Origin of the sequence: Nocardia sp. N2S4-5, assembly GCF_044628355.1 — a bacterium.
Classification (GTDB): Bacteria; Actinomycetota; Actinomycetes; order Mycobacteriales; family Mycobacteriaceae; genus Nocardia; species Nocardia wallacei_B.
This window is the reverse complement of the sequence record NZ_JBIUPM010000001.1, coordinates 5,410,287-5,434,373: the sequence shown is the minus strand read 5'-3', so window position 1 is coordinate 5,434,373 and position 24,087 is coordinate 5,410,287. Positions and strand designations below refer to the sequence as shown.

At 65.3% G+C, this 24,087-nt stretch carries 19 protein-coding genes and 3 rRNA genes; 7 read left to right on the top strand and 15 right to left on the bottom strand.

Features of this window, described 5'->3' with window-relative positions; all coding sequences use genetic code 11:
- Nucleotides 1-41: 41 nt before the first annotated feature.
- A complete protein-coding gene (locus tag ACFMRZ_RS24885) occupies nucleotides 42-818 on the bottom strand; it encodes a TetR/AcrR family transcriptional regulator (RefSeq protein WP_400180951.1) in 777 nt (258 codons plus the stop codon).
- Between the two features lie 123 nt (nucleotides 819-941).
- Between ACFMRZ_RS24885 and ACFMRZ_RS24880 the strand changes: the two genes are divergently transcribed.
- Nucleotides 942-1,340: a VOC family protein gene (locus ACFMRZ_RS24880; protein ID WP_280271839.1), complete on the top strand. Its 399-nt coding sequence runs from the start codon at nucleotides 942-944 to the stop codon at nucleotides 1,338-1,340.
- A gap of 84 nt (nucleotides 1,341-1,424) precedes the next feature.
- Here the strand turns inward: ACFMRZ_RS24880 and ACFMRZ_RS24875 are convergent, their stop codons facing one another.
- Nucleotides 1,425-2,279, bottom strand: a complete 855-nt coding sequence (locus ACFMRZ_RS24875) for an SDR family oxidoreductase (RefSeq protein ID WP_400180950.1) — start codon at nucleotides 2,277-2,279, stop codon at nucleotides 1,425-1,427.
- Nucleotides 2,280-2,372: 93 nt separating this feature from the next.
- On the opposite strand from ACFMRZ_RS24875, the gene ACFMRZ_RS24870 reads away from it, so the two are divergent.
- The gene (locus tag ACFMRZ_RS24870) at nucleotides 2,373-2,771 is read left to right on the top strand and encodes a winged helix-turn-helix transcriptional regulator (RefSeq protein WP_400180949.1); all 399 of its coding nucleotides are present in this window, start codon (nucleotides 2,373-2,375) and stop codon (nucleotides 2,769-2,771) included.
- A 3-nt stretch (nucleotides 2,772-2,774) separates the two neighbouring features.
- Here ACFMRZ_RS24870 and ACFMRZ_RS24865 read toward each other — a convergent pair whose 3' ends face one another.
- From ACFMRZ_RS24865 to ACFMRZ_RS24855, 3 genes are all read right to left on the bottom strand, one after another.
- On the bottom strand, nucleotides 2,775-3,299 hold the full coding sequence (locus ACFMRZ_RS24865) for a Uma2 family endonuclease (protein WP_400182965.1): 525 nt from the start codon (nucleotides 3,297-3,299) through the stop codon (nucleotides 2,775-2,777).
- A 300-nt stretch (nucleotides 3,300-3,599) separates the two neighbouring features.
- Nucleotides 3,600-5,003: a dihydrolipoyl dehydrogenase gene (gene lpdA / locus ACFMRZ_RS24860; RefSeq protein ID WP_280272100.1), complete on the bottom strand. Its 1,404-nt coding sequence runs from the start codon at nucleotides 5,001-5,003 to the stop codon at nucleotides 3,600-3,602.
- Between the two features lie 211 nt (nucleotides 5,004-5,214).
- Entirely contained in the window at nucleotides 5,215-6,192 is a 978-nt protein-coding gene (locus ACFMRZ_RS24855) for a dipeptidase (protein ID WP_400180948.1), read from the bottom strand.
- A gap of 119 nt (nucleotides 6,193-6,311) precedes the next feature.
- Between ACFMRZ_RS24855 and ACFMRZ_RS24850 the strand changes: the two genes are divergently transcribed.
- Nucleotides 6,312-8,372, top strand: coding sequence for a prolyl oligopeptidase family protein (locus ACFMRZ_RS24850; protein ID WP_400180947.1), 2,061 nt, complete (start codon nucleotides 6,312-6,314; stop codon nucleotides 8,370-8,372).
- A 15-nt stretch (nucleotides 8,373-8,387) separates the two neighbouring features.
- Here ACFMRZ_RS24850 and ACFMRZ_RS24845 read toward each other — a convergent pair whose 3' ends face one another.
- The 3 genes from ACFMRZ_RS24845 to ACFMRZ_RS24835 form a co-directional block, all read right to left on the bottom strand.
- Entirely contained in the window at nucleotides 8,388-9,248 is an 861-nt protein-coding gene (locus ACFMRZ_RS24845; protein WP_400180946.1) for an alpha/beta fold hydrolase, read from the bottom strand.
- A gap of 126 nt (nucleotides 9,249-9,374) precedes the next feature.
- Nucleotides 9,375-11,255: an NAD-binding protein gene (locus tag ACFMRZ_RS24840; RefSeq protein ID WP_400180945.1), complete on the bottom strand. Its 1,881-nt coding sequence runs from the start codon at nucleotides 11,253-11,255 to the stop codon at nucleotides 9,375-9,377.
- A gap of 74 nt (nucleotides 11,256-11,329) precedes the next feature.
- Entirely contained in the window at nucleotides 11,330-11,935 is a 606-nt protein-coding gene (locus tag ACFMRZ_RS24835) for a TetR/AcrR family transcriptional regulator (RefSeq protein WP_400180944.1), read from the bottom strand.
- A gap of 395 nt (nucleotides 11,936-12,330) precedes the next feature.
- On the opposite strand from ACFMRZ_RS24835, the gene ACFMRZ_RS24830 reads away from it, so the two are divergent.
- From ACFMRZ_RS24830 to ACFMRZ_RS24820, 3 genes are all read left to right on the top strand, one after another.
- Nucleotides 12,331-12,669: a metalloregulator ArsR/SmtB family transcription factor gene (locus ACFMRZ_RS24830; protein ID WP_280272094.1), complete on the top strand. Its 339-nt coding sequence runs from the start codon at nucleotides 12,331-12,333 to the stop codon at nucleotides 12,667-12,669.
- A gap of 3 nt (nucleotides 12,670-12,672) precedes the next feature.
- On the top strand, nucleotides 12,673-13,122 hold the full coding sequence (locus ACFMRZ_RS24825) for an SRPBCC family protein (RefSeq protein WP_400180943.1): 450 nt from the start codon (nucleotides 12,673-12,675) through the stop codon (nucleotides 13,120-13,122).
- 93 nt (nucleotides 13,123-13,215) lie between these two features.
- Entirely contained in the window at nucleotides 13,216-13,509 is a 294-nt protein-coding gene (locus ACFMRZ_RS24820; RefSeq protein ID WP_400180942.1) for a hypothetical protein, read from the top strand.
- A gap of 22 nt (nucleotides 13,510-13,531) precedes the next feature.
- On the opposite strand, the gene ACFMRZ_RS24815 is transcribed toward ACFMRZ_RS24820, so the two are convergent.
- The 6 genes from ACFMRZ_RS24815 to ACFMRZ_RS24790 all read right to left on the bottom strand — a co-directional run bounded on the left by ACFMRZ_RS24815 (nucleotide 13,532) and on the right by ACFMRZ_RS24790 (nucleotide 22,364).
- Nucleotides 13,532-14,506: an NAD(P)H-dependent flavin oxidoreductase gene (locus ACFMRZ_RS24815; protein ID WP_400180941.1), complete on the bottom strand. Its 975-nt coding sequence runs from the start codon at nucleotides 14,504-14,506 to the stop codon at nucleotides 13,532-13,534.
- Nucleotides 14,507-14,578: 72 nt separating this feature from the next.
- Nucleotides 14,579-14,695 (bottom strand): 5S ribosomal RNA (gene rrf / locus ACFMRZ_RS24810).
- A gap of 68 nt (nucleotides 14,696-14,763) precedes the next feature.
- Nucleotides 14,764-17,877, bottom strand: a 23S ribosomal RNA gene (locus ACFMRZ_RS24805).
- A gap of 307 nt (nucleotides 17,878-18,184) precedes the next feature.
- Nucleotides 18,185-19,703 (bottom strand): 16S ribosomal RNA (locus ACFMRZ_RS24800).
- The 16S, 23S and 5S rRNA genes sit together here, the layout of an rRNA operon.
- 551 nt (nucleotides 19,704-20,254) lie before the next feature.
- Entirely contained in the window at nucleotides 20,255-21,880 is a 1,626-nt protein-coding gene (gene groL, locus ACFMRZ_RS24795; RefSeq protein ID WP_280271066.1) for a chaperonin GroEL, read from the bottom strand.
- A gap of 190 nt (nucleotides 21,881-22,070) precedes the next feature.
- Nucleotides 22,071-22,364, bottom strand: a complete 294-nt coding sequence (locus ACFMRZ_RS24790; protein ID WP_040751275.1) for a hypothetical protein — start codon at nucleotides 22,362-22,364, stop codon at nucleotides 22,071-22,073.
- A gap of 94 nt (nucleotides 22,365-22,458) precedes the next feature.
- Between ACFMRZ_RS24790 and ACFMRZ_RS24785 the strand changes: the two genes are divergently transcribed.
- On the top strand, nucleotides 22,459-23,223 hold the full coding sequence (locus tag ACFMRZ_RS24785; RefSeq protein ID WP_400180940.1) for a trans-aconitate 2-methyltransferase: 765 nt from the start codon (nucleotides 22,459-22,461) through the stop codon (nucleotides 23,221-23,223).
- A gap of 31 nt (nucleotides 23,224-23,254) precedes the next feature.
- Here ACFMRZ_RS24785 and ACFMRZ_RS24780 read toward each other — a convergent pair whose 3' ends face one another.
- Entirely contained in the window at nucleotides 23,255-24,082 is an 828-nt protein-coding gene (locus tag ACFMRZ_RS24780; RefSeq protein ID WP_400180939.1) for a Clp protease N-terminal domain-containing protein, read from the bottom strand.
- Nucleotides 24,083-24,087 lie beyond the last annotated feature (5 nt).

The window sequence follows — 24,087 nt, the reverse complement described above, 5'->3', positions numbered from 1 at the left end:
GGCCAAGCCGATCCACCCACTCGTCCCCTGACTCGACACTTTCAGCGCGCAGGCTTCTCGATGAGCGCGGCCAGGCCGTCCAATACTCGAGCCAATCCGAATTCCCACGCGTGGTCGGCCGAGTAGGCGCTGTCGTGGGCGGCGCCGGTGGCGGCGCCTATGCGGGCGGCGAGGGGATAGCGGTGCGGGTCGAAGACGCGGGCGAGTACGGGGGCCGTGCGGTCCCACCACTCGCGGTCGGACATGCCGCTGTCGGCGGCCGCCCGCCGGGTGTCGATATCGATGCGGGCGACCGAGGTGACGAAGCCGAGCAGGTGGGTGAGTGCGGCGTCCATCGTCACGTCGTCGAGGCCGAGATCGTCGAAGGCCCGCAGTTCGTGGTCGTACTTCGCGGCCACGCCGGGGCCCAGCGGCGGACGGGTGGTGGGCACATAGGCCACCCACGGGTGCCGCGCGAGCATGTCGCGGTTCTCCGTCGCGATGACGGAAACCCTTTCCCGCCAAGGTAATCCGGCGAGATCGGTGCGCGGCATCCGCGCGTATACCGCGTCGAGCATGAGGTCGAGCAACTCCGCTTTGCCCGGCACGTAGGTGTAGGTGGACATCGGCGTCAGCCCCAGCCGCGCCGCCACCGCGCGCATGGTCAGCGCTTCCAGCCCGTCCGCGTCGGCGATCTCGACCGCCGCCGCCACCACCGCGTCGACGCTGCTGCGCTGCTTCGGACCACGACCCGAGGTCCGCGCCGGTTGCCGCCACAGCAGCTCCAGCGTGCGCGCCGGATCACCGGCGCCGCTGCGTTCTCCGCCCTTTTCTCGCACCTCTTCGCCACCTCCGGCACGATCGTAGCCGGTGTGTTCCTGATCACAGTGCGCTCGTCCGGAAATTTCTCTACAAAGTACAACGTACTAAGTACGGTAATTACCGGCCGACGAGGAGGCACCTTGAATATCACCGCATCCGCCATCTCCCTGAACGTGCCCGATCCGGAAGCATCGGCGAAGTTCCTCGTCGAGCACTTCGGCTTCGAGGTGCAGATGTCCGCCGACGGATTCGTGTCACTAGGTCGCCCCGACGCCGGATTCAACCTCATCTACCTGCGCACGGGGTTGCCGACGTTCAAACCGGCCCGGATCGCCGGCGCCGCCGGGCAGGGCCTGCTGGTGGCGTTCGTCGTCGATGACATCGACGCCGAGTACGAGCGAGTCCGGCGCGAAGGCGTCCCGATCGTGACACCTATCGAGACGGAGCCCTGGGGCGAGCGCTACTTCCAGAGCATCGACCCGAACGGGATCGTCGTGCAGCTGGTGCAGTGGGTACGCGAACCCGGCGCCGAACAATGAGGAACGGGTGTTTCCGCCTGCGCGGGAACACCCGTCCATCCCATCCCACGGGCGCCGCACCGACACGGGCGGCGCATCGATCGCCTACCCGGCCAGGGCGGCCCGAAACACCTCGGCCACCGGAGTCGACGGGCGCCCGGTCAACTTCTGCAGGTCACCACTGGTCACATCCAGCAGGCCCGCCCGGATTCCGGTGTCCGCGTCGGACAGCGCCTGCGCGTATCCGGCGGGCAGGCCCGACTTCTCCAGCGCGGCGGCGTATTCGGCTTCGGGCAGATCCTGGTAGCGCACCGGCTTGCCGGACACCTCGGAGATCACCCGCGCGAGGTCGGCATAGGTGAGGCGTTCGTCGCCGCCGAGTTCGTAGACCGCCCCGGCGTGCTCGCCGCCGCTCAGCACCGCCGCGGCGGCCTCGGCGTAATCGGCCCGCGCGGCGGCGGCCACCCTGCCCTCGCCCGCCGCGCCGTAGAGCACGCCGCCGTCCACCGTCGGCGAAAGGCCGCCCAGATAGTTCTCCCAGTACCATCCGTTGCGCAGAATCGCGTGCGGCACAGCGGATTCCGCGAGTACCGCCTCGGTGCCGCGATGCTCCTGAGCCAGGATCATCGAGTTCTCGGTGGCGTACGGAATGCTGGTGTAGGCGAGCAGCCGCACCCCGGCCCGCTCCGCGGCACGCACGACATTGGTGTGCTGGTCCACGCGCGCGCCGAACTCGTTGCCCGACACCAGCAGAACCCGGTCCACACCGGCAAGCGCGCGATCGAGCGCCGCGGCATCGTCATAGGACGCCTCCCGCACCTCGACTCCCCGCTCGACCAGGTCGGCCACCTTGGCCCGATCCCGCGCGATCGCGACGATCGGCCCCGTGCCCCGGCGCAGCAGCGCTTCCACGACGAGACGACCCAATTGCCCACTGGCTCCGGTGACGGCGACGGTCATGACTACCTCCTGTTGTGTACGGAATATCCAGCACTAACTATTAGTTAGTACGAGATATTCCATCACTACCAAACGAATGCGTAGCATCGAGACATGACCACCCGGCAGACCACCGCGGCGGACGCCTCCGACCCGACGCTGGAGGCCGACGTCTTCGCCCGCAACTGCGTCTCCCGCCCCGTTCTCCAGAACGTGGCGAGCCGCTGGGGCGTACTAGCGCTGGTCGCCCTGCGCGAAGGCCCCTACCGATTCAGCGCGCTACGCCGCCGGGTCGAAGGTGTCAGCGAGCGCATGCTCTCGCAGACGCTGCAGACCCTCGAACGGGACGGCATGATCCACCGCGAGGTCCAGCAGTCCATCCCCCCGCGCGTCGAATACACCCTCACCGACCTCGGCGCTCAGGTCGCCGAGCACCTCGAGGCCCTGGTCGTCACCCTGGAAACGAATATCGGCACGATCCGAGACGCTCAAGCCGCGTACCACCGCGACTGACGGCTATCCCCAGGGTTCCCACTCGTTGGTCGGGATAGAGACACCGAACGGGTCGGGCAGCACGATAGTCTCGCCGAACTTCCAGGACACCGACTTCCGATAGCTGCCCGTCTCGCGATCCGGCGCACTGAACAGCGTCGCGACAGCGGTCTGCGGATCTCGATCGACCAGTAGATAATTGCCGATCCCCACCCGTGCGTAGCCGTTCCATTTGCTCGGGCGAGTCCGTCGAGCGCCGGGCTGCCTGTCCTCCGCGGCGTTCGACGGCGAGGTGACTTCCATTGCGAGTGCCAGCTGCCCGGGCAGGATCTTTTTCAGTGCCGCGGCACGAGCCTGCCGCAATATCTCCTGGTCCATCACGCACATGTCCGGGATATAGCCGTCGTGGATGTCGCTGAGATTCAGATCCTGCGTCTGAATGCACCGCCAGCAGAATGCCGAGTCGGCGCCCTTGGCCAACGCGAACGCATCTTGGATGTCACTCACAATCGCGTTGTGCGCGATGTCCGGTCCTGGTGCCACAACGATCTCCCCCCGATGATTTCGACCCGAGTCCCGTCGTGCGGAAGGTCCAGCACATCGGCCAACTCGTCACGCACCCACAGCTCGTACGGATCTCCGGGAAACTCACGATGACGATGTACGACAGCCATGACATTCATGTCTATGTCCCTCCCTCGCGTCGGCACCGCAATCGTAAGCGGGGCGGATCGCAAAAGACCAGCTAAAGGCGGTTCCCGCACCCTTTGCACGTTCCCGCACCCCGTGCGGCACGGAACAGCAAGGCGCCCTCCGGTTTCCGAACCGGAGGGCGCCCGAGATCGCGACTCAGAAGTTGATCATGTGCCCGGCCAGGCCGTGGATGGCCTCCTGCAGGGCCTCGCTCAGCGTGGGGTGGGTGTGCACGTTGCGAGCGAGTTCGTTGACCGTCAGATCCCACTTCTGGGCCAGGGTCAGCTCCGGCAGCAGCTCGGACACGTCGGGGCCGATCAAGTGGCCGCCGATCAGCTCGCCGTACTTGTTGTCGGCGATCAGCTTCACGAACCCCGTCGCGTCGCCCAGGCCGTGGGCCTTGCCGTTGGCGGTGAACGGGAAGGTGGCGACCTTCACGTCGTAACCCTCGGCGCGAGCCTGCTCCTCGGTCAGCCCGAAGCTGGCGACCTGCGGCTGGCAGAAGGTGGCGCGCGGCATCATCCGGTAGTCGCCCAGCGCCAGGGTCTCCGCGCCCGCGATGGTCTCGGCCGCCACCACGCCCTGCGCCTCGGCGACATGCGCGAGCTGCAGCTTGGCGGTGACATCGCCGATGGCGTAGATGTGCGGCACATTGGTGCGCATGTAGTCGTCGATGGCGATGGCGCCGCGCTCGGTCAGCTGCACACCGGTGGCCTCCAGGCCGAAGCCCTCCACCCGCGGCGCGAAACCGACGGCCTGCAGCACCTTGTCGACGGTGACGGTCTCGACCGCACCGGACTTGTTGTCCTTGATGGAGACGGTGACCTTGGCGCCGTTGTCCTCGATCGACTGCACCGACGCACCGGTGGTGATGGTGATGCCGAGCTTCTTGTACGCCTTGGTGATCTCCTTGGAGACATCGGCGTCCTCGTTCGGCAGGGCGCGGTCGAGGAACTCGACGATGCGCACGTCCACGCCGTAGTTCTTCAGCACATAGGCGAACTCCATGCCGATCGCGCCGGCGCCCACGACGAGGATGGACCCCGGCAGATCCCGCGTCAGGATCTGCTCCTCGTAGGTGACGACGTTCTGCGACAGCGAGGTGCCCGGCAGCAGCTTGGTGACGGTCCCGGTGGCGATGATGACGTTGTCGAAGGTGATCGACTCGTCGCCGCCCTTGCTGAGCGCGACCGACAGCGAGTTCGGACCGGTGAACGTCCCCTTGCCGTCGAACTCGTCGATCTTGTTCTTCTTCATCAGGAAGTGGACGCCCTTGACGCGGCCGTCGGCGACCTTCCGGCTGCGATCGAACGCCGCGCCGAAATCGAAGCTCGCCTCGCCGGAGATACCGAACGTCTTCGCTTCCTTGGTGAACAGGTGGGCCAGCTCCGCGTTGCGCAGCAGCGCCTTGGACGGGATGCAGCCCACGTTCAGGCACACACCGCCCCAATATTTCTGCTCGACGATCGCTGTTCGCAGGCCGAGTTGAGCGGCGCGGATCGCGGCGACGTAACCGCCGGGACCAGCGCCGAGAACGACGACATCGTAGTGGGAAGTCACGAGTCCGAGCCTAACAGTGTGTTTTGGCGCCGCCTTCGGCGTCGCGTGTTCGCGGCCTTTACGGCTCGCGTTTCGGCGGTCGAGACTCGCGCTTCGCGCATGCGCTTCGACCACCGAAACGCGAGCCGGCCGCGAACGGTCGCTCGTAAGACTCGCTCCGTGCGGGGGGACGGGGTGGGGAGGTCGGGTTCGTCGGAGTGTGAGGTATTTACTATTCCCAGACTTGGTGGGCGATCCTTCGGAAGTTCTTCGTGAATATCGCGGCGCGGTCTGAATCGGTGAAGCCTCGGTGAGCTAGGACCTCGTTCAGGCCTGGGACTTCGGTGTTGGTGCCCGTCAGGTCTTCGGGGGGCGTCCATTGCAAAGCGCCCCAGCGGGTGTAGTCCTCGGAGAAGTTTTCGGGGGTGGCGGCTATCTCGGCGTTGAACTGGTCGCCGTCGAAGGAGAAGTCCGAGCCCAGACCGATGTGTTCTATGCCTACCAGGTCTGCGCCGTAGGCCAGATGGTCTGCCATCGCCTCGATTCGGGCGGCGCGGTCGCCGGGGGCGTTGCGGCCCAGGAAGATTCCTACGCCATTGATGCCGATGACGCCGCCGGTCGCGGCGCAGGCGCGGGCCTGGTCGTCGATGATGTTGCGCGGATGTGCCCACAGGGCGGCGAAATTGGAGTGGCTGTAGATCATCGGCTTGGCGGTGGTGTCGGCGATGTCCAGGCCGGTGCGGGGCGAGCAGTGCGAGCCGTCGGCGAACATACCGACCTCGCCGAGTGTGCGGATCAGGTCGCGGCCGTATCGGGTGAGGCCGGTGTCGACGGTGTCCAGGCAACCGCAGCCCGCGGCGTTGGCGTGGTTGTAGCTGGGTAGCAGCGAACGGACCCCGAGGTCGTAGAAGACCTTCACATTATCGAGGTTGCCGCCGAGGGGGCCGGAGTCCTCCAGGTCGAAGGCCAGGGCGATGGTGCGGTCGTCGCCGTAGGTGTCTTCGACCGTTCGCACCAGGTGAAAGCGGCCGTCCGCCAAGGCATCCCGGCGGAACTGCCGGACCAGCCCCAAGGCCTCCGCGGTCGACTGCGGCGCGTAGCCGACGTTCACCGACAGATACGAACCGAGCGGGTAGCGGGCCAGCTCGCCGATATCGGCCGACGGCAGCAGCGGCAGGCAGCAGTGCTGTTCCCACAGGGCAGGCGGCACGACCGGACCTCCTCGACATCGGCAATCGTGCCGCAATCGTAGGCGCGCGGCGTTCGCCCGCGACGAACGCAACCGGTTCGGCGCAGCGCGGCCCTCCGGCGTCGGCGACAATGGCGAGCATGAGCGGCGTCGAAGAACAGCAGACCGACCCCTACCTGTGGCTGGAGGAGGTGACCTCCGACCGCGCGCTGGACTGGGCGCGCGCCCGCAACGAGGTGGTCGTCGACCGTTTCGCCACCGCGGACCGGTTCTCCGAGCTGGAACACCGCATCCTCGACATGCTCGACACCGACACCCGCATCGCCTACCCGACGCGGCGCGGCGCCTGGCTGTACAACTTCTGGCGCGACGCCGAGCACCCGAAGGGCCTGTGGCGGCGTACCACCTTCGCCGAGTACCGCACCGAGAACCCGCAGTGGGAGGTGCTGATCGACCTCGACACACTCGCCGCCGCGGAGGAGGAGAACTGGGTGTGGGGCGGCGCGGCGGTGCTGCGGCCCGAACAGTCGCTGGCCCTGATCAGCCTCTCGCGCGGCGGCGCGGACGCCAAGGTGGTTCGCGAATTCGACTTGCGGACAAAGCAATTCCGGCCGCCCACGGACGGTGGCTTCCACGTACCCGAGGCCAAGTCGCAGGTGCGCTGGATCGACGCCGATACCGTCTATGTCGGAACGGATTTCGGCCCGGGCTCACTCACCGAATCCGGCTATCCGCGCATCGCCAAGCGCTGGCGGCGCGGCACACCGCTGGCGGAGGCGGAAACCGTCTTCGAGGGCGAACCTAGCGACGTACTCGTCTCGGCCGGATACGACCGCACGCCGGGATACGAACGGCATTACGTCGCCCGTGCCACCGACTTCTTCAACGAATCGGTCTACCTGCTCGAGGACGACGGCGCCCTGCGCCATTTCGACGTGCCGACCGACGCCTCGGAATCCTGGTACAAGGACTGGCTGCTGGTCCGCTTGAAGTCCCGGTGGGAGGTGGGCGGCAACTCCTACCCCGCCGGCGCCCTGCTGGCCATGGATCTGAACGAATTCCTCGACGGCGTACGGGATTTCGAAGTCGTCTTCACACCCGACGCGCACACCTCGCTGCACGGCTACGGCTGGACCGAGCACCACCTGCTGCTGATCACGCTGGAGGACGTGCAGACCAAGCTCTACGTGCTCACCCCCGGCCCGGACGGCTGGACCCGGGCGCCGCTGGCCGACACCCCGCCGATGGCGACCACCAATGTCATGAACCTCGACCCGCTCGAGGGCGGCGACGAATTCATGCTCACCACAAGCGGTTTCACCACGCCCGCGACGCTGTTGGCGAGCGCCGTGGGCCGCACGGCCGAACCGCTGAAGCAGGAACCGGCGTTCTTCGACGCCGACGGCCTCGAGACGGAGCAGTTCTTCGCCCGCTCCGACGACGGAACCATGGTGCCCTACTTCGTGATTCGCCATCGCGACCGAGTAGGCGAGCCGGGGCCCACGGTGATGTCGGGCTACGGCGGCTTCGAGGTCTCCCGCACCCCCGCCTACAGCGGCGCCTCCGGCATGGGCTGGCTGGAGCGCGGCGGCACCTGGGTGATGACGAATATCCGCGGTGGCGGCGAGTACGGGCCCGAGTGGCACACCCAGGTACAGAAGGAGAACCGCCACAAGGTCTACGAGGACTTCGCCGCCATCGCGCGAGACGTCGTGGCCCGCGGCATCACCACCCCACAGCAGTTGGGCGCGGTGGGCGGCAGCAACGGCGGATTGCTGATGGGCGTCATGCTCACCCGCTACCCGGAGTTGTTCGGCGCCATCGTCTGCCAGGTTCCGCTGCTGGACATGAAGCGCTACCACCTGCTGCTCGCCGGCGCCTCCTGGGTGGCGGAGTACGGGGACCCGGACAAGCCCGAGGAGTGGGAGTACCTCGGTAAGTACTCCCCCTACCAGAACGCGCGCGCCGACCGGACCTACCCGCCGATCCTGCTGACCACCTCCACCCGCGACGACCGCGTGCACCCCGGTCATGCCCGGAAGATGGCCGCCCGCCTGGAAGAACAGGGCCACACGATCTGGTACCACGAGAACATCGAAGGCGGCCACGGCGGCGCGGCCGACAACAAACAGCTGGCCTTCCAGGCGGCGCTGATCTACGAGTTCTTCACCCAGATGCTGATCGAGGACCGAAAGAGCTGACTCGTCCCGGGGCGGTCAGCGGTCCCGGATCCACTTCTCGATGCGGTCGACAGTCGCGCCGGGCTCGGTGATCCAGCCGTTGTGCCCGCGCGGCTCCGGCTGATGCCAGGTGGTGACGCGGGCGTTGGGCAGCTTCTCCAGCAGGTGGCCGGCCGAGCCGCGCGGGGTGAGGTCGTCGCCTGCCAGCGTGATCGACAGGACCGGCAGCTTCAGGCGGGCGATGCGTTCCTCGTAGTCGATATCGGCATCGGCGGGCACGAAGCGGCCGGTGCGCGCCAGCCGCGCCCAGTCCGAGATCAGCACCTTGGATTGGCGGCCGAACCCGCCCGCGGTGATGCGGTCGCCGGGCCAGAAACCGGCCAGATTGGCGGTCAGCGACACGGCCGCCGGGCCCAACAGCATGGCCGACCGGGCGATACCGCCGTACCCGCGGTAGTAGGGGGTGCCGGAGGCGATGAGGATCAGCCCACCCAGCCGACCTCGGATCCGGGCCGCGTACATGGTGCCCAGCTGCCCACCCATGCTGTGCCCCAATAGGATCGGCGTGCTGTCCGGGAATCGCTCGCGGACCACCTCGAACATCGCGGGAAAGTCGACCGACACCAATTCCTGATAGCCGTACGCGCTGGACGCGGTCGGCTTCGGGCGGCTGTCGCCGTTGCCGCGCAGTTCGCCGATCGCGACATCGAACCCTCGCCCCGCCAGCTCATACGCGAAGTCCCCGTAATAGGCGCCCGGCACACCGAGCCCCGGAATCACGACGATCACCGCACGCGGCGCGTCCACCGTGATCGGCTGCCGATGCGGCCCCCGAGCCGGCACCAACCGCACCGGAACGACGCTGCCGTCGGGCACCTGGATCGGAATGGTCTCCATGCGCGCACGCTACCGCGCGCCGTTCCCTCCGCGCCCGATCGCCATACGCCCGATCTCCGTCACCTGACGGGACCGGGCCGACCGGTGTCCAGCGACAGGATCGAGCCGACGATCGCCGTCGCCGCTTCAGGCGACGACGGGATCCGGCTCGGTGGGATCATCATCCGGCTCGGCCCCGTCCTCGGGCGCCTCGGTCGCGCTGTCGCTCAGGGCGGTAGGACGGCGGCTCGGCATAGTGGCAGCATCATCCGGCGCTGTCGTGCCGTCGGTCGGCCGGGGCGCATTGCCGTTCGGCTCGGCGGAGCCGTCGTCAGGTATCGCGTTGGCGCTCACCGGGTTCGGCTCCGCAGGGTCGGCCGTCGATGAACTCTGTACCAGCAGATGGTCCAGGCCCGTGCGGTTGGATACCACGACCAATTGGTTGCCCGGGGCCAGGAGGGTTTCCTGATCGGGTTGCCATTCCAGCTCGGCGCCGACGGCCGACTGCAAGGCCAGCACCCGGGTGTGCACCGGCAGGCCCGCGGTCCGGATCGGCTTGCCGACCAGCGCGGAACCGGCCTCCACTGGGACCTCGGCGACCATGAGGGTGCCGCCGTTGATCGAGAGCGTCGCGATCACGCGGCGCTCGGCCATCGCCGCGGCGAAACCCTCCGCGGCCAGTTGGAAGACGCTGCGCACCACCACGGTGTCACCCAGGCTGCGCTGCACCCGCTCCGCGAGGTCGTCGTCCGAAAGCCGCAGTACCACTTGCAGATTGCGGTGGGACTGCTCGTGATAGGACTGGCCGAGCAGCGCCGCCTCGAGATTCACCGCGTCACTGCTGGTGAGCAGCACCAGCGCCCGCGCGCGCGACACCCCGGCCGCCTCCAGCGTGTCCTCCCAGGTGGCCTGACCGATCACCACCGGCACACCCAGCGTGCGCGCCAGCGCGATACCGCGTGCGTTCTCGTCGTAATCCAGTCCGACCACCTGCACACCGAGGTCGAACAGCTGCTCCAGCACGCGCATACCGACATTGCCCAACCCGGCCACCACCACGTGCCCGCTGAAACCCGAAGGCTCGGGCCCGATCTGCTCCGACAACTGTGCGCGCAGTACACCACCCACCACCATGGCCGTCACGACCGGCGTCAGGGCCAGGCCGATGAACACGACCGCGACCTGCAGCGCCTTGAAGATCGGTTCGCGCTGGTGTTCCGGCTGCGCGGCGCCGGCGGCGTCGAGCAGCGTCTCGTATACCGCGTCGCCCCAGGCATTCCCGACCGCGACCATCAGCACGCAACCCAGAATGATCAACGTCATCAGCGCCAGCATCAGGCGAACCAGGTTGTGCCGCACCAGGTACCGGAACCGCAGCAGCCACCGCCGGCGCCGGTTCAACACGTGCGGCGCCCGCGCGGCCAGCGCCAGCGCTCGCGAATCGCTGCGCGTCGACGCCAGCATGCGGACGTCTCCCGCCGCCGACTCCGCCAGCCCGCACACGACCGTGCTGTCCGGAATGCCGGAGGGCCCGGTGACATACAGCGTTCGTTCACCCAGTCGCAGATAGTCCAGAGTCTTCTCGCCCAGCGCGGCCGCGATGAACGAGGGCGCCGCCATTTCCGAGATCGACAGCACTACGCAGTCCGCGAACATGGTCCGGACCCGAAAACCCAAGCCGGTGTTGAACATCCGGATCACCAGGCGAATATCCGGGTTCAATTCGTGCGCGCGCAGCGCGGCGTGGAAATTCTCCACGTCCGCCTGATCGACCAGGGCCAGCGACCGCGCCTCCGCGACCCCTGCCGCGCGCAGCGTCTCCTCGTCCAACCGCTCCGCGTACAGAACCCGCACCCCGTCCAGCCGTTCCAGCAGCGGCACATAACCGCCGCGGCGGTTCGGCAGGACCACGGTCACGACCGCGTCCGCGAACCGCCGCACCAGCTGCGCCGCCAGCTGATAGACGAGCGGATTGTCCCCGCAGACAACGAAACTCGGGGATCGTTCCCCCAACTGATCCACACTCACAATTCGATGCTAGAGCGAATCACCAGCATACGACCAGGGGCTCGCCGGGCCCGCCGACGCCACGGACGCCGGTCTCACGCGCTCACGGCTCCGATGATCACCCGCCGCAGCACGCGGATCACGTCGTCGAGCGATTGGCGTGGCTCCGACCCGCTCCACGCGTCCACCACATAGTTCACCGCACCGATGATCGCCACGACGCGCATCTCGTAATCGCCCGGCGGGATTTCTCCCTGGAGCGCGGCATCCTCCGCCGCGCCGGCCAATAACGCACCCCAGGCACGGCGAAATTCCAATCGGAATTTTTCGACTTTGGGTCCGGCGCCGACCACTTCGACCAAAGCGACGCGGGCCTTGCGTGGATCGCGCCCGATGGATTCGACGTAGGCCCGCACGGCCGCATCGATGATCTCCACCGCGCTGCGGTCGGTTTGCGCGGCCAAGGCGTCGGCGACCGCTTCCCGGGATTGCCGGTCGATCTGTTCGTACAGCTCCAGCAGGAGCGATTCCCGCCCGGTGAACTCCTCGTAGAACTGTCGTGACGACAGTCCGGCGTCTTTACAGATGGCACCCACCGAACTGTTCGCATAACCGTCACGCGCGAACACAGTTAGTCCGGACTCCAGAAAACGCGCACGTCGCTGCCGCTGCCGGTCTTCTACGGGCTGCCCGGCGTACATCCTGCCCGCGTTCGTTTCCTGTGACATCGGGCCAGACAATACCCAAGAGCCCGATCCGTACGGCAGGGATCGAGCTGTTCGTTAACCGCAAGAATTCTCCGGGCGTTAGCTGAAAGTTGTCTATCCAGCTTCGAGTGATTCCATGGCACGTCCGGCGGCACATATTCAATTATCATTCGGGCGAGGATGCCGCTCCGAGCTGGAGTTACCAGCGGTTTGCCTGCCCACTCCGGACGATACGCATTTGTTCGGGATTTCGCGCCATTTTGAAGGAAGTTCATAGAAATATTTATGACGTAATTTCCCCGTTTCGCACGAAAGCTCATGATCGCCTTCGCTTCCCGTTGGTTAAGCAACCACTTGACTATTGGCTCGACCCGACTACACTCAAGCAAGTGCTTAACAAAACGGACCGACTCGACCGTGTCTTCCGCGCACTCGCCGACCCCACGCGCCGGTGGCTGCTGGAGCGCCTGACCGGTGGGCCGGCCGCGGTCAGCACACTGGCGGAGCCGCTGGAGATGTCGCTGGCGGCGGTCGTGCAGCACCTACAGGTCCTGCAGGAGGCGGGGCTGGTCCGGTCCGAGAAGGTCGGCCGGGTCCGCACCTGCCAGCTGGCGCCCGACGCGCTGCGCCCGGCCGAACAATGGCTACACGCCCGGCGCACCCGTTGGGAGCGCCGACTCGACACCCTCGGCGCGACGCTCGCCGATACCACCGATCACGAGGAATAGATCATGACGAAGCATTCCGTAGTCCACGCCACTTTCACCATCGAACGCGACTACCCGGCCGCCCCGGACCGAGTATTCGCGGCCTGGTCGGACCCGGCGACCAAGGCGCGCTGGTTCGCCGGTCCCGATTCCCGGCACGAGCTCGACTTCCGCGTCGGCGGACGCGAACTCGCGGGTGGCACGCACGACGGCACCGAACTCACCTTCGAGACCACCTACCAGGAGATCGTGCCCGGCGAACGCATCGTGTACACCTCCGCCCTGCGCGCCGACGACACCGTCGCGACGATATCGCTCACCTCGGTGGAATTCGTTGCGGCAGAAGAAGGTACGCGACTCGTCCTCACCGAGCACGGCGCCTACCTGGACGGCCACGAACAGTCCGACTGGCGCGAGCAGGGCACCCGCGACCAACTCGACGCCCTCGCCAAGGAACTGGCGTCCGCGCCGTGAGCCCGTACCAGGTCGCGGTCTGCGGGCCACGGGACTGCACCGACCTCGACGCCGCGAACGCCGCCGAGGTCGGCCGGCTGCTGGCGGAGGCAGGTGCGACCGGACACCGACCGCGCCGCCGCCTGCGCCGGGCTGTCCGCGGTGCTCTACACCGGCATGGGCGAGGCGCGCAACGCGATCCTGGTGTCCTCCGCCGACGCCGTCATCGTTGTCGGCGGCTCCTGGGGGACACTCTCGGAACTCGCCCTGGCGCATCGGCGCGGCGGGATTCCCGTTGTGTCCCTGGGTGGTTGGCGCATCCTCGATGCCGAGGGCGACCCGGTCGATGCCGCTGTCAGCGTCGCCGATCCCGCCGCCGCGGTCGAAGCGGCGCTACACGGCGTCTGACGGGGTTCTCCGCGGCTCGCGGTCAGCTGGAAGCGTGGGGGCCAGTGAGATTGTGCAGGGTGCGTTCGGCTTCGGCTGCGAGGGAGTGGACGAGGTCTGCGGCGGGCTCGACGGCTGTTACCAGGCCGACTCCCTGGCCCGCCCAGATCGGGGTGGCCGCCAGGTCGTTGCGGTCGGCGAGTGCGCGGTACTCGCGGAATGCGTCGGGGCTCTCGCGCAGCTCGTCGTCGCGGCCGCGCCACTTGTCCAGGAAGTCGTTGCGCAGGGTGCGGGCGGGGTAGCGGTCCGGCCAGGCGGAGCCGCGGGCGATGTCGAGCGTGCGGTTGGATTCGGTGTCCTGGCCGCGGGCCTCGAGCAATGCCTTGCTTTCCTCGGCCGACAGCAGTGCTTCCTGGGTGCCCTCGAATCTGGTCCCGATCAGTGCGCCCGCCGCGCCCAGCGCGAGCGCGGCGGCCAATCCGCGGCCGTCCGCGATGCCGCCGGCCGCCAGCACCGGAGTAGCACCGGCCAGGTCGACCACCACGGGAACGAAGGACATGGTGCCGATGGCATCCGACCCGGCGTGCCCGCCCGCGTCGCCGCCCTGCGCCACAATGAGATCCGCGCCGACGTCCAGCGCACGGCGCGCCTCGTCGAGGTCGGTCACCTGCGCGACCAGCTTCACGCCCGCGTCGTGGATCCGCTGGGCGTAGGGTGCCGGATCACCGAACGACAGCATCACCGCCGCGGGCTGATACTCCAGGGCCCAGGCGACCGTGTCGGTGTCTATGCCCCACGTCAGAAATCCGATGCCCCATGGCTTTTCGGTCCGCTCTCGGACCAGGGCCAGCTCCGGCGCCAGCCGTTCCCGGTCGCCGCTGCCGCCTCCGATCATGCCGAGACCGCCGCCCTCGGAAACCGCCGCCGCCAAGGCGCCACCGGCCACACCGCCCATCGGGGCGAGTGCGATCGGGTGCGGAATCGACATGTAATCGGTGAGTGCCGTATTCAATGCCATGGCTCCAGCTTGACATGTGCCGGAGAAACGACGAAGGCCCCCAACAGTGTTGGGGGCCTTCGGGAAGGTATGTTCCGGCGGTGTCCTACTCTCCCACACCCTGTCGAGTGCAGTACCATCGGCGCAGGTGAGCTTAGCTTCCGGGTTCGGAATGGGACCGGGCGTTTCCCCACCGCTATAACCGCCGTAACTCTATGAAACTATCCACACAATCGTGTGTTGTTTCAGATACCGCACAGTGGACGCGTAACATCTTCGTTGGTAAGCCCTCGGCCTATTAGTACCGGTCACCTCCACACATTACTGCGCTTCCAGTTCCGGCCTATCAACCCAATAATCTGTTGGGGGCCTTACCCACTCGAAGGTGGTGAGAAACCTCATCTAGGAACAGGCTTCCCGCTTAGATGCTTTCAGCGGTTATCCCTTCCGAACGTAGCCAACCAGCCATGCCCCTGGCGGAACAACTGGCACACCAGAGGTTCGTCCGTCCCGGTCCTCTCGTACTAGGGACAGCCTTCCTCAAGTTTCTAACGCGCGCGGCGGATAGAGACCGAACTGTCTCACGACGTTCTAAACCCAGCTCGCGTGCCGCTTTAATGGGCGAACAGCCCAACCCTTGGGACCTACTCCAGCCCCAGGATGCGACGAGCCGACATCGAGGTGCCAAACCATCCCGTCGATATGGACTCTTGGGGAAGATCAGCCTGTTATCCCCGGGGTACCTTTTATCCGTTGAGCGACACCGCTTCCACACGCCGGTGCCGGATCACTAGTCCCGACTTTCGTCCCTGCTCGACATGTCTGTCTCACAGTCAAGCTCCCTTGTGCACTTACACTCAACACCTGATTACCAACCAGGCTGAGGGAACCTTTGGGCGCCTCCGTTACCATTTAGGAGGCAACCGCCCCAGTTAAACTACCCACCAGGCACTGTCCCTGAACCGGATCACGGTCCGAGGTTAGAAGTCCAATACGACCAGAGTGGTATTTCAACGACGACTCCCACGACACTAGCGTGCCGCTTTCACAGTCTCCCACCTATCCTACACAAACCGTACCGAACACCAATACCAAGCTATAGTGAAGGTCCCGGGGTCTTTTCGTCCTGCCGCGCGTAACGAGCATCTTTACTCGTACTGCAATTTCGCCGAGTCTGTGGTGGAGACAGCAGAGAAGTCGTTACGCCATTCGTGCAGGTCGGAACTTACCCGACAAGGAATTTCGCTACCTTAGGATGGTTATAGTTACCACCGCCGTTTACCGGGGCTTAAATTCTCAGCTTCGCCCCCGAAAGGGCTAACCGGTCCTCTTAACCTTCCGGCACCGGGCAGGCGTCAGTCCGTATACCTCGTCTTACGACTTCGCACGGACCTGTGTTTTTAGTAAACAGTCGCTTCTCTCTGGTCTCTGCGACCCAACCCAGCTCGAGGAGTAAATCCTGTCACCGGACCGGGCCCTCCTTCTCCCGAAGTTACGGAGGTATTTTGCCGAGTTCCTTCACCACAGTTCTCTCGATCGCCTCGGTATTCTCTACCTGACCACCTGTGTCGGTTTGGGGTACGGGCCGTGTACCAACTCACTAGAGGCTTTTCTCGGCAGCATAGGATCACTGAATTCACCTCAACGGCTACGCATCACCTCTCAGGCACATGCTGTGCGGATTTGCCTACACAACGCCCTACAGGCTTACACCCGGTAATCCACCACCGGGCCCAGCTACCTTCCTGCGTCACCCCATCGCTTGACTACTACCACAGGGGTCCCATGCATCCCCCTCCAGCTTCCCGAAGGAAGTCCATTGGGTTCAGGATGGTTAGCACCATGGATTCGCCATTGGGCGCGGATACACGGGTACGGGAATATCAACCCGTTGTCCATCGACTACGCCTGTCGGCCTCGCCTTAGGTCCCGACTCACCCTGGGCGGATTAACCTGGCCCAGGAACCCTTGGTCATCCGGCGGACGAGTTTCTCACTCGTCTTTCGCTACTCATGCCTGCATTCTCACTCCCACAGCCTCCACACCTGGATCACTCCGGCGCTTCCCCGGCTGCAGGACGCTCCCCTACCCACCCCGACCACTACCCATCACTGGGGATGTACATGTCGGAGTGCCGCGGCTTCGGCGGTGTACTTGAGCCCCGCTACATTGTCGGCGCAAGACCACTTGACCAGTGAGCTATTACGCACTCTTTCAAGGGTGGCTGCTTCTAAGCCAACCTCCTGGTTGTCTCAGCGATCTCACATCCTTTTCCACTTAGTACACGCTTAGGGGCCTTAGCCGGCGATCTGGGCTGTTTCCCTCTCGACTACGAAGCTTATCCCCCGCAGTCTCACTGCCACGCTCTCACACACCGGCATTCGGAGTTTGGCTGACTTCGGTAAGCTTGTAGGCCCCCTAGGCCATCCAGTAGCTCTACCTCCAGTGTGAAACACGTGACGCTGCACCTAAATGCATTTCGGGGAGAACCAGCTATCACGGAGTTTGATTGGCCTTTCACCCCTACCCACAGCTCATCCCCTCAGTTTTCAACCTAAGTGGGTTCGGGCCTCCACGTCGTCTTACCGACGCTTCACCCTGGCCATGGGTAGATCACTCCGCTTCGGGTCCATGACATGCGACTCAGGACGCCCTATTCGGACTCGCTTTCGCTACGGCTCCCCCACACGGGTTAACCTCGCCACACACCGATGACTCGCAGGCTCATTCTTCAAAAGGCACGCCATCACCCCACAACAAAGGAGGCTCTGACGGATTGTAAGCGTCCGGTTTCAGGTACTATTTCACTCCCCTCCCGGGGTACTTTTCACCTTTCCCTCACGGTACTAGTCCGCTATCGGTCACCAGGGAGTATTCAGGCTTACCGGGTGGTCCCGGCAGATTCACAGCAGATTTCACGGGCCCGCTGCTACTCGGGTACTCACTACGAGAGAGCACGTGTTTTCGTCTACGGGATTCTCACCCTCTACGACGGACCGTCCCAGGCCACTTCGACTAACACGAACTTTTCTGACTCTCGCTCCCCACGGCAGTAGGAAGAAAATGAGCCCCACGACCCCACACGTGCAACCCCTGCCGGGTATCACACACGCATGGTTTAGCCTCATCCGCTTTCGCTCGCCACTACTCACGGAATCACAATTGTTTTCTCTTCCTGTGGGTACTGAGATGTTTCACTTCCCCACGTTCCCTCCACACCGTCTATATATTCAACGGCGGGTAACACGACATCACTCGTGCTGGGTTTCCCCATTCGGAAATCCTCGGATCTCAGCTCGGTTGACAGCTCCCCGAGGCATATCGCAGCCTCCCACGTCCTTCATCGGCTCCTGGTGCCAAGGCATCCACCGAACGCTCTTAAACACTTACAAACAAAGATGCTCGCGTCCACTGTGCAGTTCTCAAACAACACACCCGAATCAGACAAACCCACCACCACGACCACTCCGAAGAGCGCGGTCTGCGTAGCATCCAACCGGATCGTTATCTTTCGCCTAGAAAGAAACACTCGCGTGTTCTTTCAGGACCCAACAGTGTGCCGATATATCCCCACCGAAACAGGGAAGTAGCCAGTGTTCCACCCATGAGCTTCCGCAGTCCCACAGTCGGGGACATGAACGGTCTCTGACGCGGTCGAGGACGACTCTTCGAACCGACCAGCGTAGAAGTGCTCCTTAGAAAGGAGGTGATCCAGCCGCACCTTCCGGTACGGCTACCTTGTTACGACTTCGTCCCAATCGCCAATCCCACCTTCGACGGCTCCCTCCCACAAGGGGTTAGGCCACCGGCTTCGGGTGTTACCGACTTTCATGACGTGACGGGCGGTGTGTACAAGGCCCGGGAACGTATTCACCGCAGCGTTGCTGATCTGCGATTACTAGCGACTCCAACTTCACGGGGTCGAGTTGCAGACCCCGATCCGAACTGAGACCGGCTTTAAGGGATTCGCTCCACCTCACGGTATCGCAGCCCTCTGTACCGGCCATTGTAGCATGTGTGAAGCCCTGGACATAAGGGGCATGATGACTTGACGTCGTCCCCACCTTCCTCCGAGTTGACCCCGGCAGTCTCCTGCGAGTCCCCACCATGACGTGCTGGCAACACAGGACAAGGGTTGCGCTCGTTGCGGGACTTAACCCAACATCTCACGACACGAGCTGACGACAGCCATGCACCACCTGTACACCAGCCACAAGGGAACCGACATCTCTGCCGGCGTCTGGTGTATGTCAAACCCAGGTAAGGTTCTTCGCGTTGCATCGAATTAATCCACATGCTCCGCCGCTTGTGCGGGCCCCCGTCAATTCCTTTGAGTTTTAGCCTTGCGGCCGTACTCCCCAGGCGGGGTACTTAATGCGTTAGCTACGGCACGGATCCCGTGGAAGGAAACCCACACCTAGTACCCACCGTTTACGGCGTGGACTACCAGGGTATCTAATCCTGTTCGCTACCCACGCTTTCGCTTCTCAGCGTCAGTTACTGCCCAGAGACCCGCCTTCGCCACCGGTGTTCCTCCTGATATCTGCGCATTTCACCGCTACACCAGGAATTCCAGTCTCCCCTGCAGTACTCTAGTCTGCCCGTATCGCCCGCAAGCTTGGGGTTGAGCCCCAAGTTTTCACGAACGACGCGACAAACCGCCTACAAGCTCTTTACGCCCAGTAATTCCGGACAACGCTCGCACCCTACGTATTACCGCGGCTGCTGGCACGTAGTTGGCCGGTGCTTCTTCTACAGGTACCGTCACTTGCGCTTCGTCCCTGTCGAAAGCGGTTTACAACCCGAAGGCCGTCATCCCGCACGCGGCGTCGCTGCATCAGGCTTCCGCCCATTGTGCAATATTCCCCACTGCTGCCTCCCGTAGGAGTCTGGGCCGTGTCTCAGTCCCAGTGTGGCCGGTCGCCCTCTCAGGCCGGCTACCCGTCGTCGCCTTGGTAGGCCATTACCCCACCAACAAGCTGATAGGCCGCGGGCCCATCTCGCACCGATAAATCTTTCCACCACAAACCATGCGATTCGTGGTCATATCCGGTATTAGACCCAGTTTCCCAGGCTTATCCCAGAGTACGAGGCAGATCACCCACGTGTTACTCACCCGTTCGCCGCTCGTGTACCCCGAAGGGCCTTACCGCTCGACTTGCATGTGTTAAGCACGCCGCCAGCGTTCGTCCTGAGCCAGGATCAAACTCTCCGTTGAAGACTCACAAATCGAGAAGCCGATCTCTCGGCACTCTCAATCAGAAGTAATCTCGAACCAGAGTCCGAAAACCTAACTTAAACGCCAGCCGGAAAAATAGCTGACAAAAAATGCCCGACCCTCACACGGGGGTGTAGAGAGCCGGAACCAAAATAATTGGCACTGACATTCATCGACACACTATTGAGTTCTCAAAGAACACACGCACGCACCATCTTTCGGACTTCCGCCCGATCGATCGGTGAGGCAACTTTTCCAGCTTAGCTCAGCCAGCCACCCCGATCCAAATCGGGGTCTCGGTCGAGCCGTGTGATCTACCAGGCGCTCATCGTCCAACCTCGTGTCCCTGACCTTTCGGCCCGGGTCGGTGTCCGTGTCGCTCTGACCTGGAATAAATTACGTGCCGACCGCTTTCGATGTCAAATCGCCTGGTCATACGGCCGATCAGGCCCTATTCCCCGAACCGACCTATTGGTACCGAAATGCCGGAAGCCGGCCCACCCGAATAGGTGGACCGGCTTCCGAGAAAAGACAGCTCGGATGGCTCGGACTCAGAAGTCCATGCCGCCCATGCCGCCGGTCGGGTCGCCCGCGGGGGCGGCCTGCTTCTCCGGCTTGTCGGCGACGACGGCCTCGGTGGTGAGGAACAGCGCCGCGATCGAGCCCGCGTTCTGCAGGGCCGAACGGGTCACCTTCACCGGGTCGGCGACGCCGGCCTTCAGCAGGTCCTCGTACTCGCCCGAGTCGGCGTTGAGGCCGTGGCCGGCGGGCAGGCCCGCGACCTTCTCGGCCACCACGCCGGGCTCCAGGCCCGCGTTGAAGGCGATCTGCTTCAGCGGAGCGGCCAGCGCGACCTTCACGATGTTCGCGCCGGTGGCCTCGTCACCGGTCAGCTTCAGCTCGTCCAGAGCCGGGCCGGCCTGCAGCAGGGCCACGCCACCACCGGGGACGATGCCCTCCTCGACGGCGGCCTTGGCGTTGCGCACCGCGTCCTCGATGCGGTGCTTGCGCTCCTTCAGCTCCACCTCGGTGGCGGCGCCGGCCTTGATCACCGCAACACCGCCGGCCAGCTTGGCCAGGCGCTCCTGCAGCTTCTCGCGGTCGTAGTCGGAGTCGCTGTTCTCGATCTCGGTACGGATCTGCGCGACCCGGCCCTTGATGGCCTCGGCGTCGCCCGCGCCGTCGACGATGGTGGTCTCGTCCTTGGTGACGACCACCTTGCGGGCCTGGCCCAGCAGATCGACGGTGGCGTTCTCCAGGTTGAGGCCGACCTCTTCGCTGATGACCTCGCCACCGGTCAGGATGGCGATGTCGGCCAGCTGCGCCTTGCGGCGGTCACCGAAGCCCGGGGCCTTGACGGCGACGGACTTGAAGGTGCCGCGGATCTTGTTGACCACCAGGGTCGACAGGGCCTCGCCCTCGACGTCCTCGGCGATGATCAGCAGCGGCTTGCCGGCCTGGATGACCTTCTCCAGCAGCGGCAGCAGGTCCTTGACGGTCGACACCTTCGAACCGACCAGCAGGATGTACGGGTCCTCGAGGACCGCTTCCTGACGCTCGGGGTCGGTCACGAAGTAACCGGAGATGTAGCCCTTGTCGAAGCGCATGCCCTCGGTCAGCTCCAGCTGGAGACCGAAGGTGTTGCTCTCCTCGACGGTGATAACGCCTTCCTTGCCGACCTTGTCCATGGCCTCGGCGATCAGCTCACCGATGGACTGGTCGCCCGCCGAGATGGCGGCGGTGGCGGCGATCTGCTCCTTGGTCTCGACCTCCTTGGCCGACTCGAGCAGACGGTTGGTGACGGCCTCGACGGCCTTCTCGATGCCGCGCTTCAGGCCCAGTGGGTTGGCGCCGGCCGCGACGTTGCGCAGGCCCTCGCGCACCAGCGCCTGGGCGAGCACGGTGGCGGTGGTGGTGCCGTCACCCGCGACGTCGTCGGTCTTCTTGGCGACCTCCTTGACCAGCTCGGCGCCGATCTTCTCGTAGGGGTCCTCCAGCTCGATCTCCTTGGCGATGGACACGCCATCGTTGGTGATCGTGGGGGCGCCCCACTTCTTCTCCAGGACGACGTTGCGGCCCTTGGGGCCCAGCGTCACCTTGACAGCGTCGGCGAGGCTGTTCAGACCCCGCTCGAGGCCGCGGCGGGCCTCTTCGTCGTACGCAATCGTCTTGGCCATTGCGAAGTGATCCTCCAGGATTGGGGGTGACACGATGCTGGCCAGGCTCGGTGCCCGCGACGGACGAACGGGGGTGTCGTGGCTCCCGATCTCACCGTCCCGACCTGGCACTCACAGGTCGAGAGTGCCAGATCCCTTTCTAGCACTCAGCGATGGTGAGTGCAAGGTCATCGGCGGTGGTGGACGAGAACTACATGGTGTCGGTGACGCGCAGCGCCAGAGCGAGGAAGGCGTCGGTGCGCCGCTCCTCCGGCGAACGGGGCTCACCGCGCTCGACGGTGACCTGCTCGGCGTCGTGCAGCAGCAGCTCCGCCTCGATCCGCATGATGGCGCGGATGAACGGCGGGGCCACCTCCGGTGGGAGATCCCCGTTGACGATGTAGCTACCGTCCGGACCGTCCTCGGTTTGCACATAGGAAAGCGCGCGCAGCAGGTCAGCGCGCAGTTCCCCCGCGATCAGGTCGGAATCCACGTCATCCGCCATAGCGACATCGTATCTTGACAACCCTTGTGCAACCCGCAACCGGGTCTTACAGTACGTACGTACGGTTTGGTATGCGGAAGATCGGGAGCGGCCGATGTGGGATCCACAGCAGTATCTGGCCTTCGACAACCACCGCTCGCGGCCCTTTTTCGAGTTGCTCGGGCGGATCGGCGCGCAGCGTCCGCGGCGGGTCGTGGACCTGGGCTGCGGGCCCGGACATCTGACCACCACCCTGACCGAGCGGTGGCCCGGCGCCGTGGTCGAGGCGTCGGATTCCTCGCCGCAGATGGTCGCCGCCGCGCGGGCCCGGGGTGTCCACGCCACCCTGCTGGACGTGCGCGAGTGGGAGCCCGAACCGGATACCGACGTGGTGGTGTGCAACGCGGTACTGCAGTGGGTGCCCGGCCATCCCGCGTTGCTCACCGACTGGGCGGCGAAATTGCCCCCGGGCGCCTGGCTGGCGATCCAGGTGCCGGGCAACTTCGACGCGCCCTCGCATCGATCGATCCGGGAACTGGCCGCGCGGGACGACTGGCGGGATCGGCTCGAGCCGACCGGCGTCCGCTCGGCCCGCAACGTGCTCGACCCCACCGGTTACGCCACCGTGCTGACCGAGGCGGGCTGTGCCGTCGACGCCTGGGAGACCACCTACCTCCAGCGCCTGACCGGCGACGATCCGGTGCTGAAATGGGTTTCCGGGACTGCCCTGCGCCCGGTCCGCGATGTCCTGGACGACGCGAGCTGGGACCGCTTCGTCGCCGAACTGACGCCGCTGCTGCGGGCCGCCTACCCGCAGCAGCCCGACGGCACTACCTGGCTGCCGTTCCGCCGCGTCTTCGCCGTTGCCCAGAAACCGTGAGTGGCGCCGGTACGGCACGTAGCGACGGCGGTCAGTTCGGGCGGGGCGGTGTCGGCGGTTGCGGCGGTTCCGGGGAACCCGGCGGCGTCGGCGGGACCGGCGGCGTGGGAGGGACCGGCGGACGCGGCGGCACGGGCGGATTCGGGGACCCGGTGACGAACTGGGCGAGCTGGGCCGCGATGTCGCTTTCCAGTTCGTCCTTGCGCAGACCCAGGCCCGAGAGGACGCCGTTGCCGTCCTCGTGTTCCAGCAGGGCGAGCAGGATGTGTTCGGTGCCGATGTAGTTGTGGCCCAAGCGAAGTGCTTCGCGGAAGGTCAGTTCCAGGGCCTTGCGGGCGGCGGCGTTGTAGGGGATGAGTTCGGGGACGTCCTCGGTGGCCGGCGGCAGCGCGGCGGTGGCGACCCGGCGCACGGCCTCGAGGGTGACGCCCTTCGAGGTGATCGCGTGGGCCGCAAGGCTTTTGGGCTCGCTGAGCAGGGCCAGCACGAGGTGTTCGGGCTGGATCTCGGCATTGCCCGCACGGCGGGCCTCCTCCTGCGAGACCACCACGACCGAGCGCGCCCGTTCGGTGAAACGCGCGAATCCGGCGTTCGGGTCCATGGCCGGATCGGTGGTCGCCTTGGGGACGAACCGCTTCTGCGCGGCCTGCTTGCTGACGCCCATGCTGCCGCCGATGTCGGTCCACGAGGCGCCGGCGCGGCGGGCCTGGTCGACGAAGTGACCGATCAGGTGATCGGCCACCTCGCCCAGGTGGCCGCCGACGACGACCGCGTCGGACAGTTGCTCCAGGACATTGTCGGGGCGCGCTTTCTTTATGCCGTCGATCAGGTCGTCGAGGCGTACGTTGATTTCTGTCATGCGTC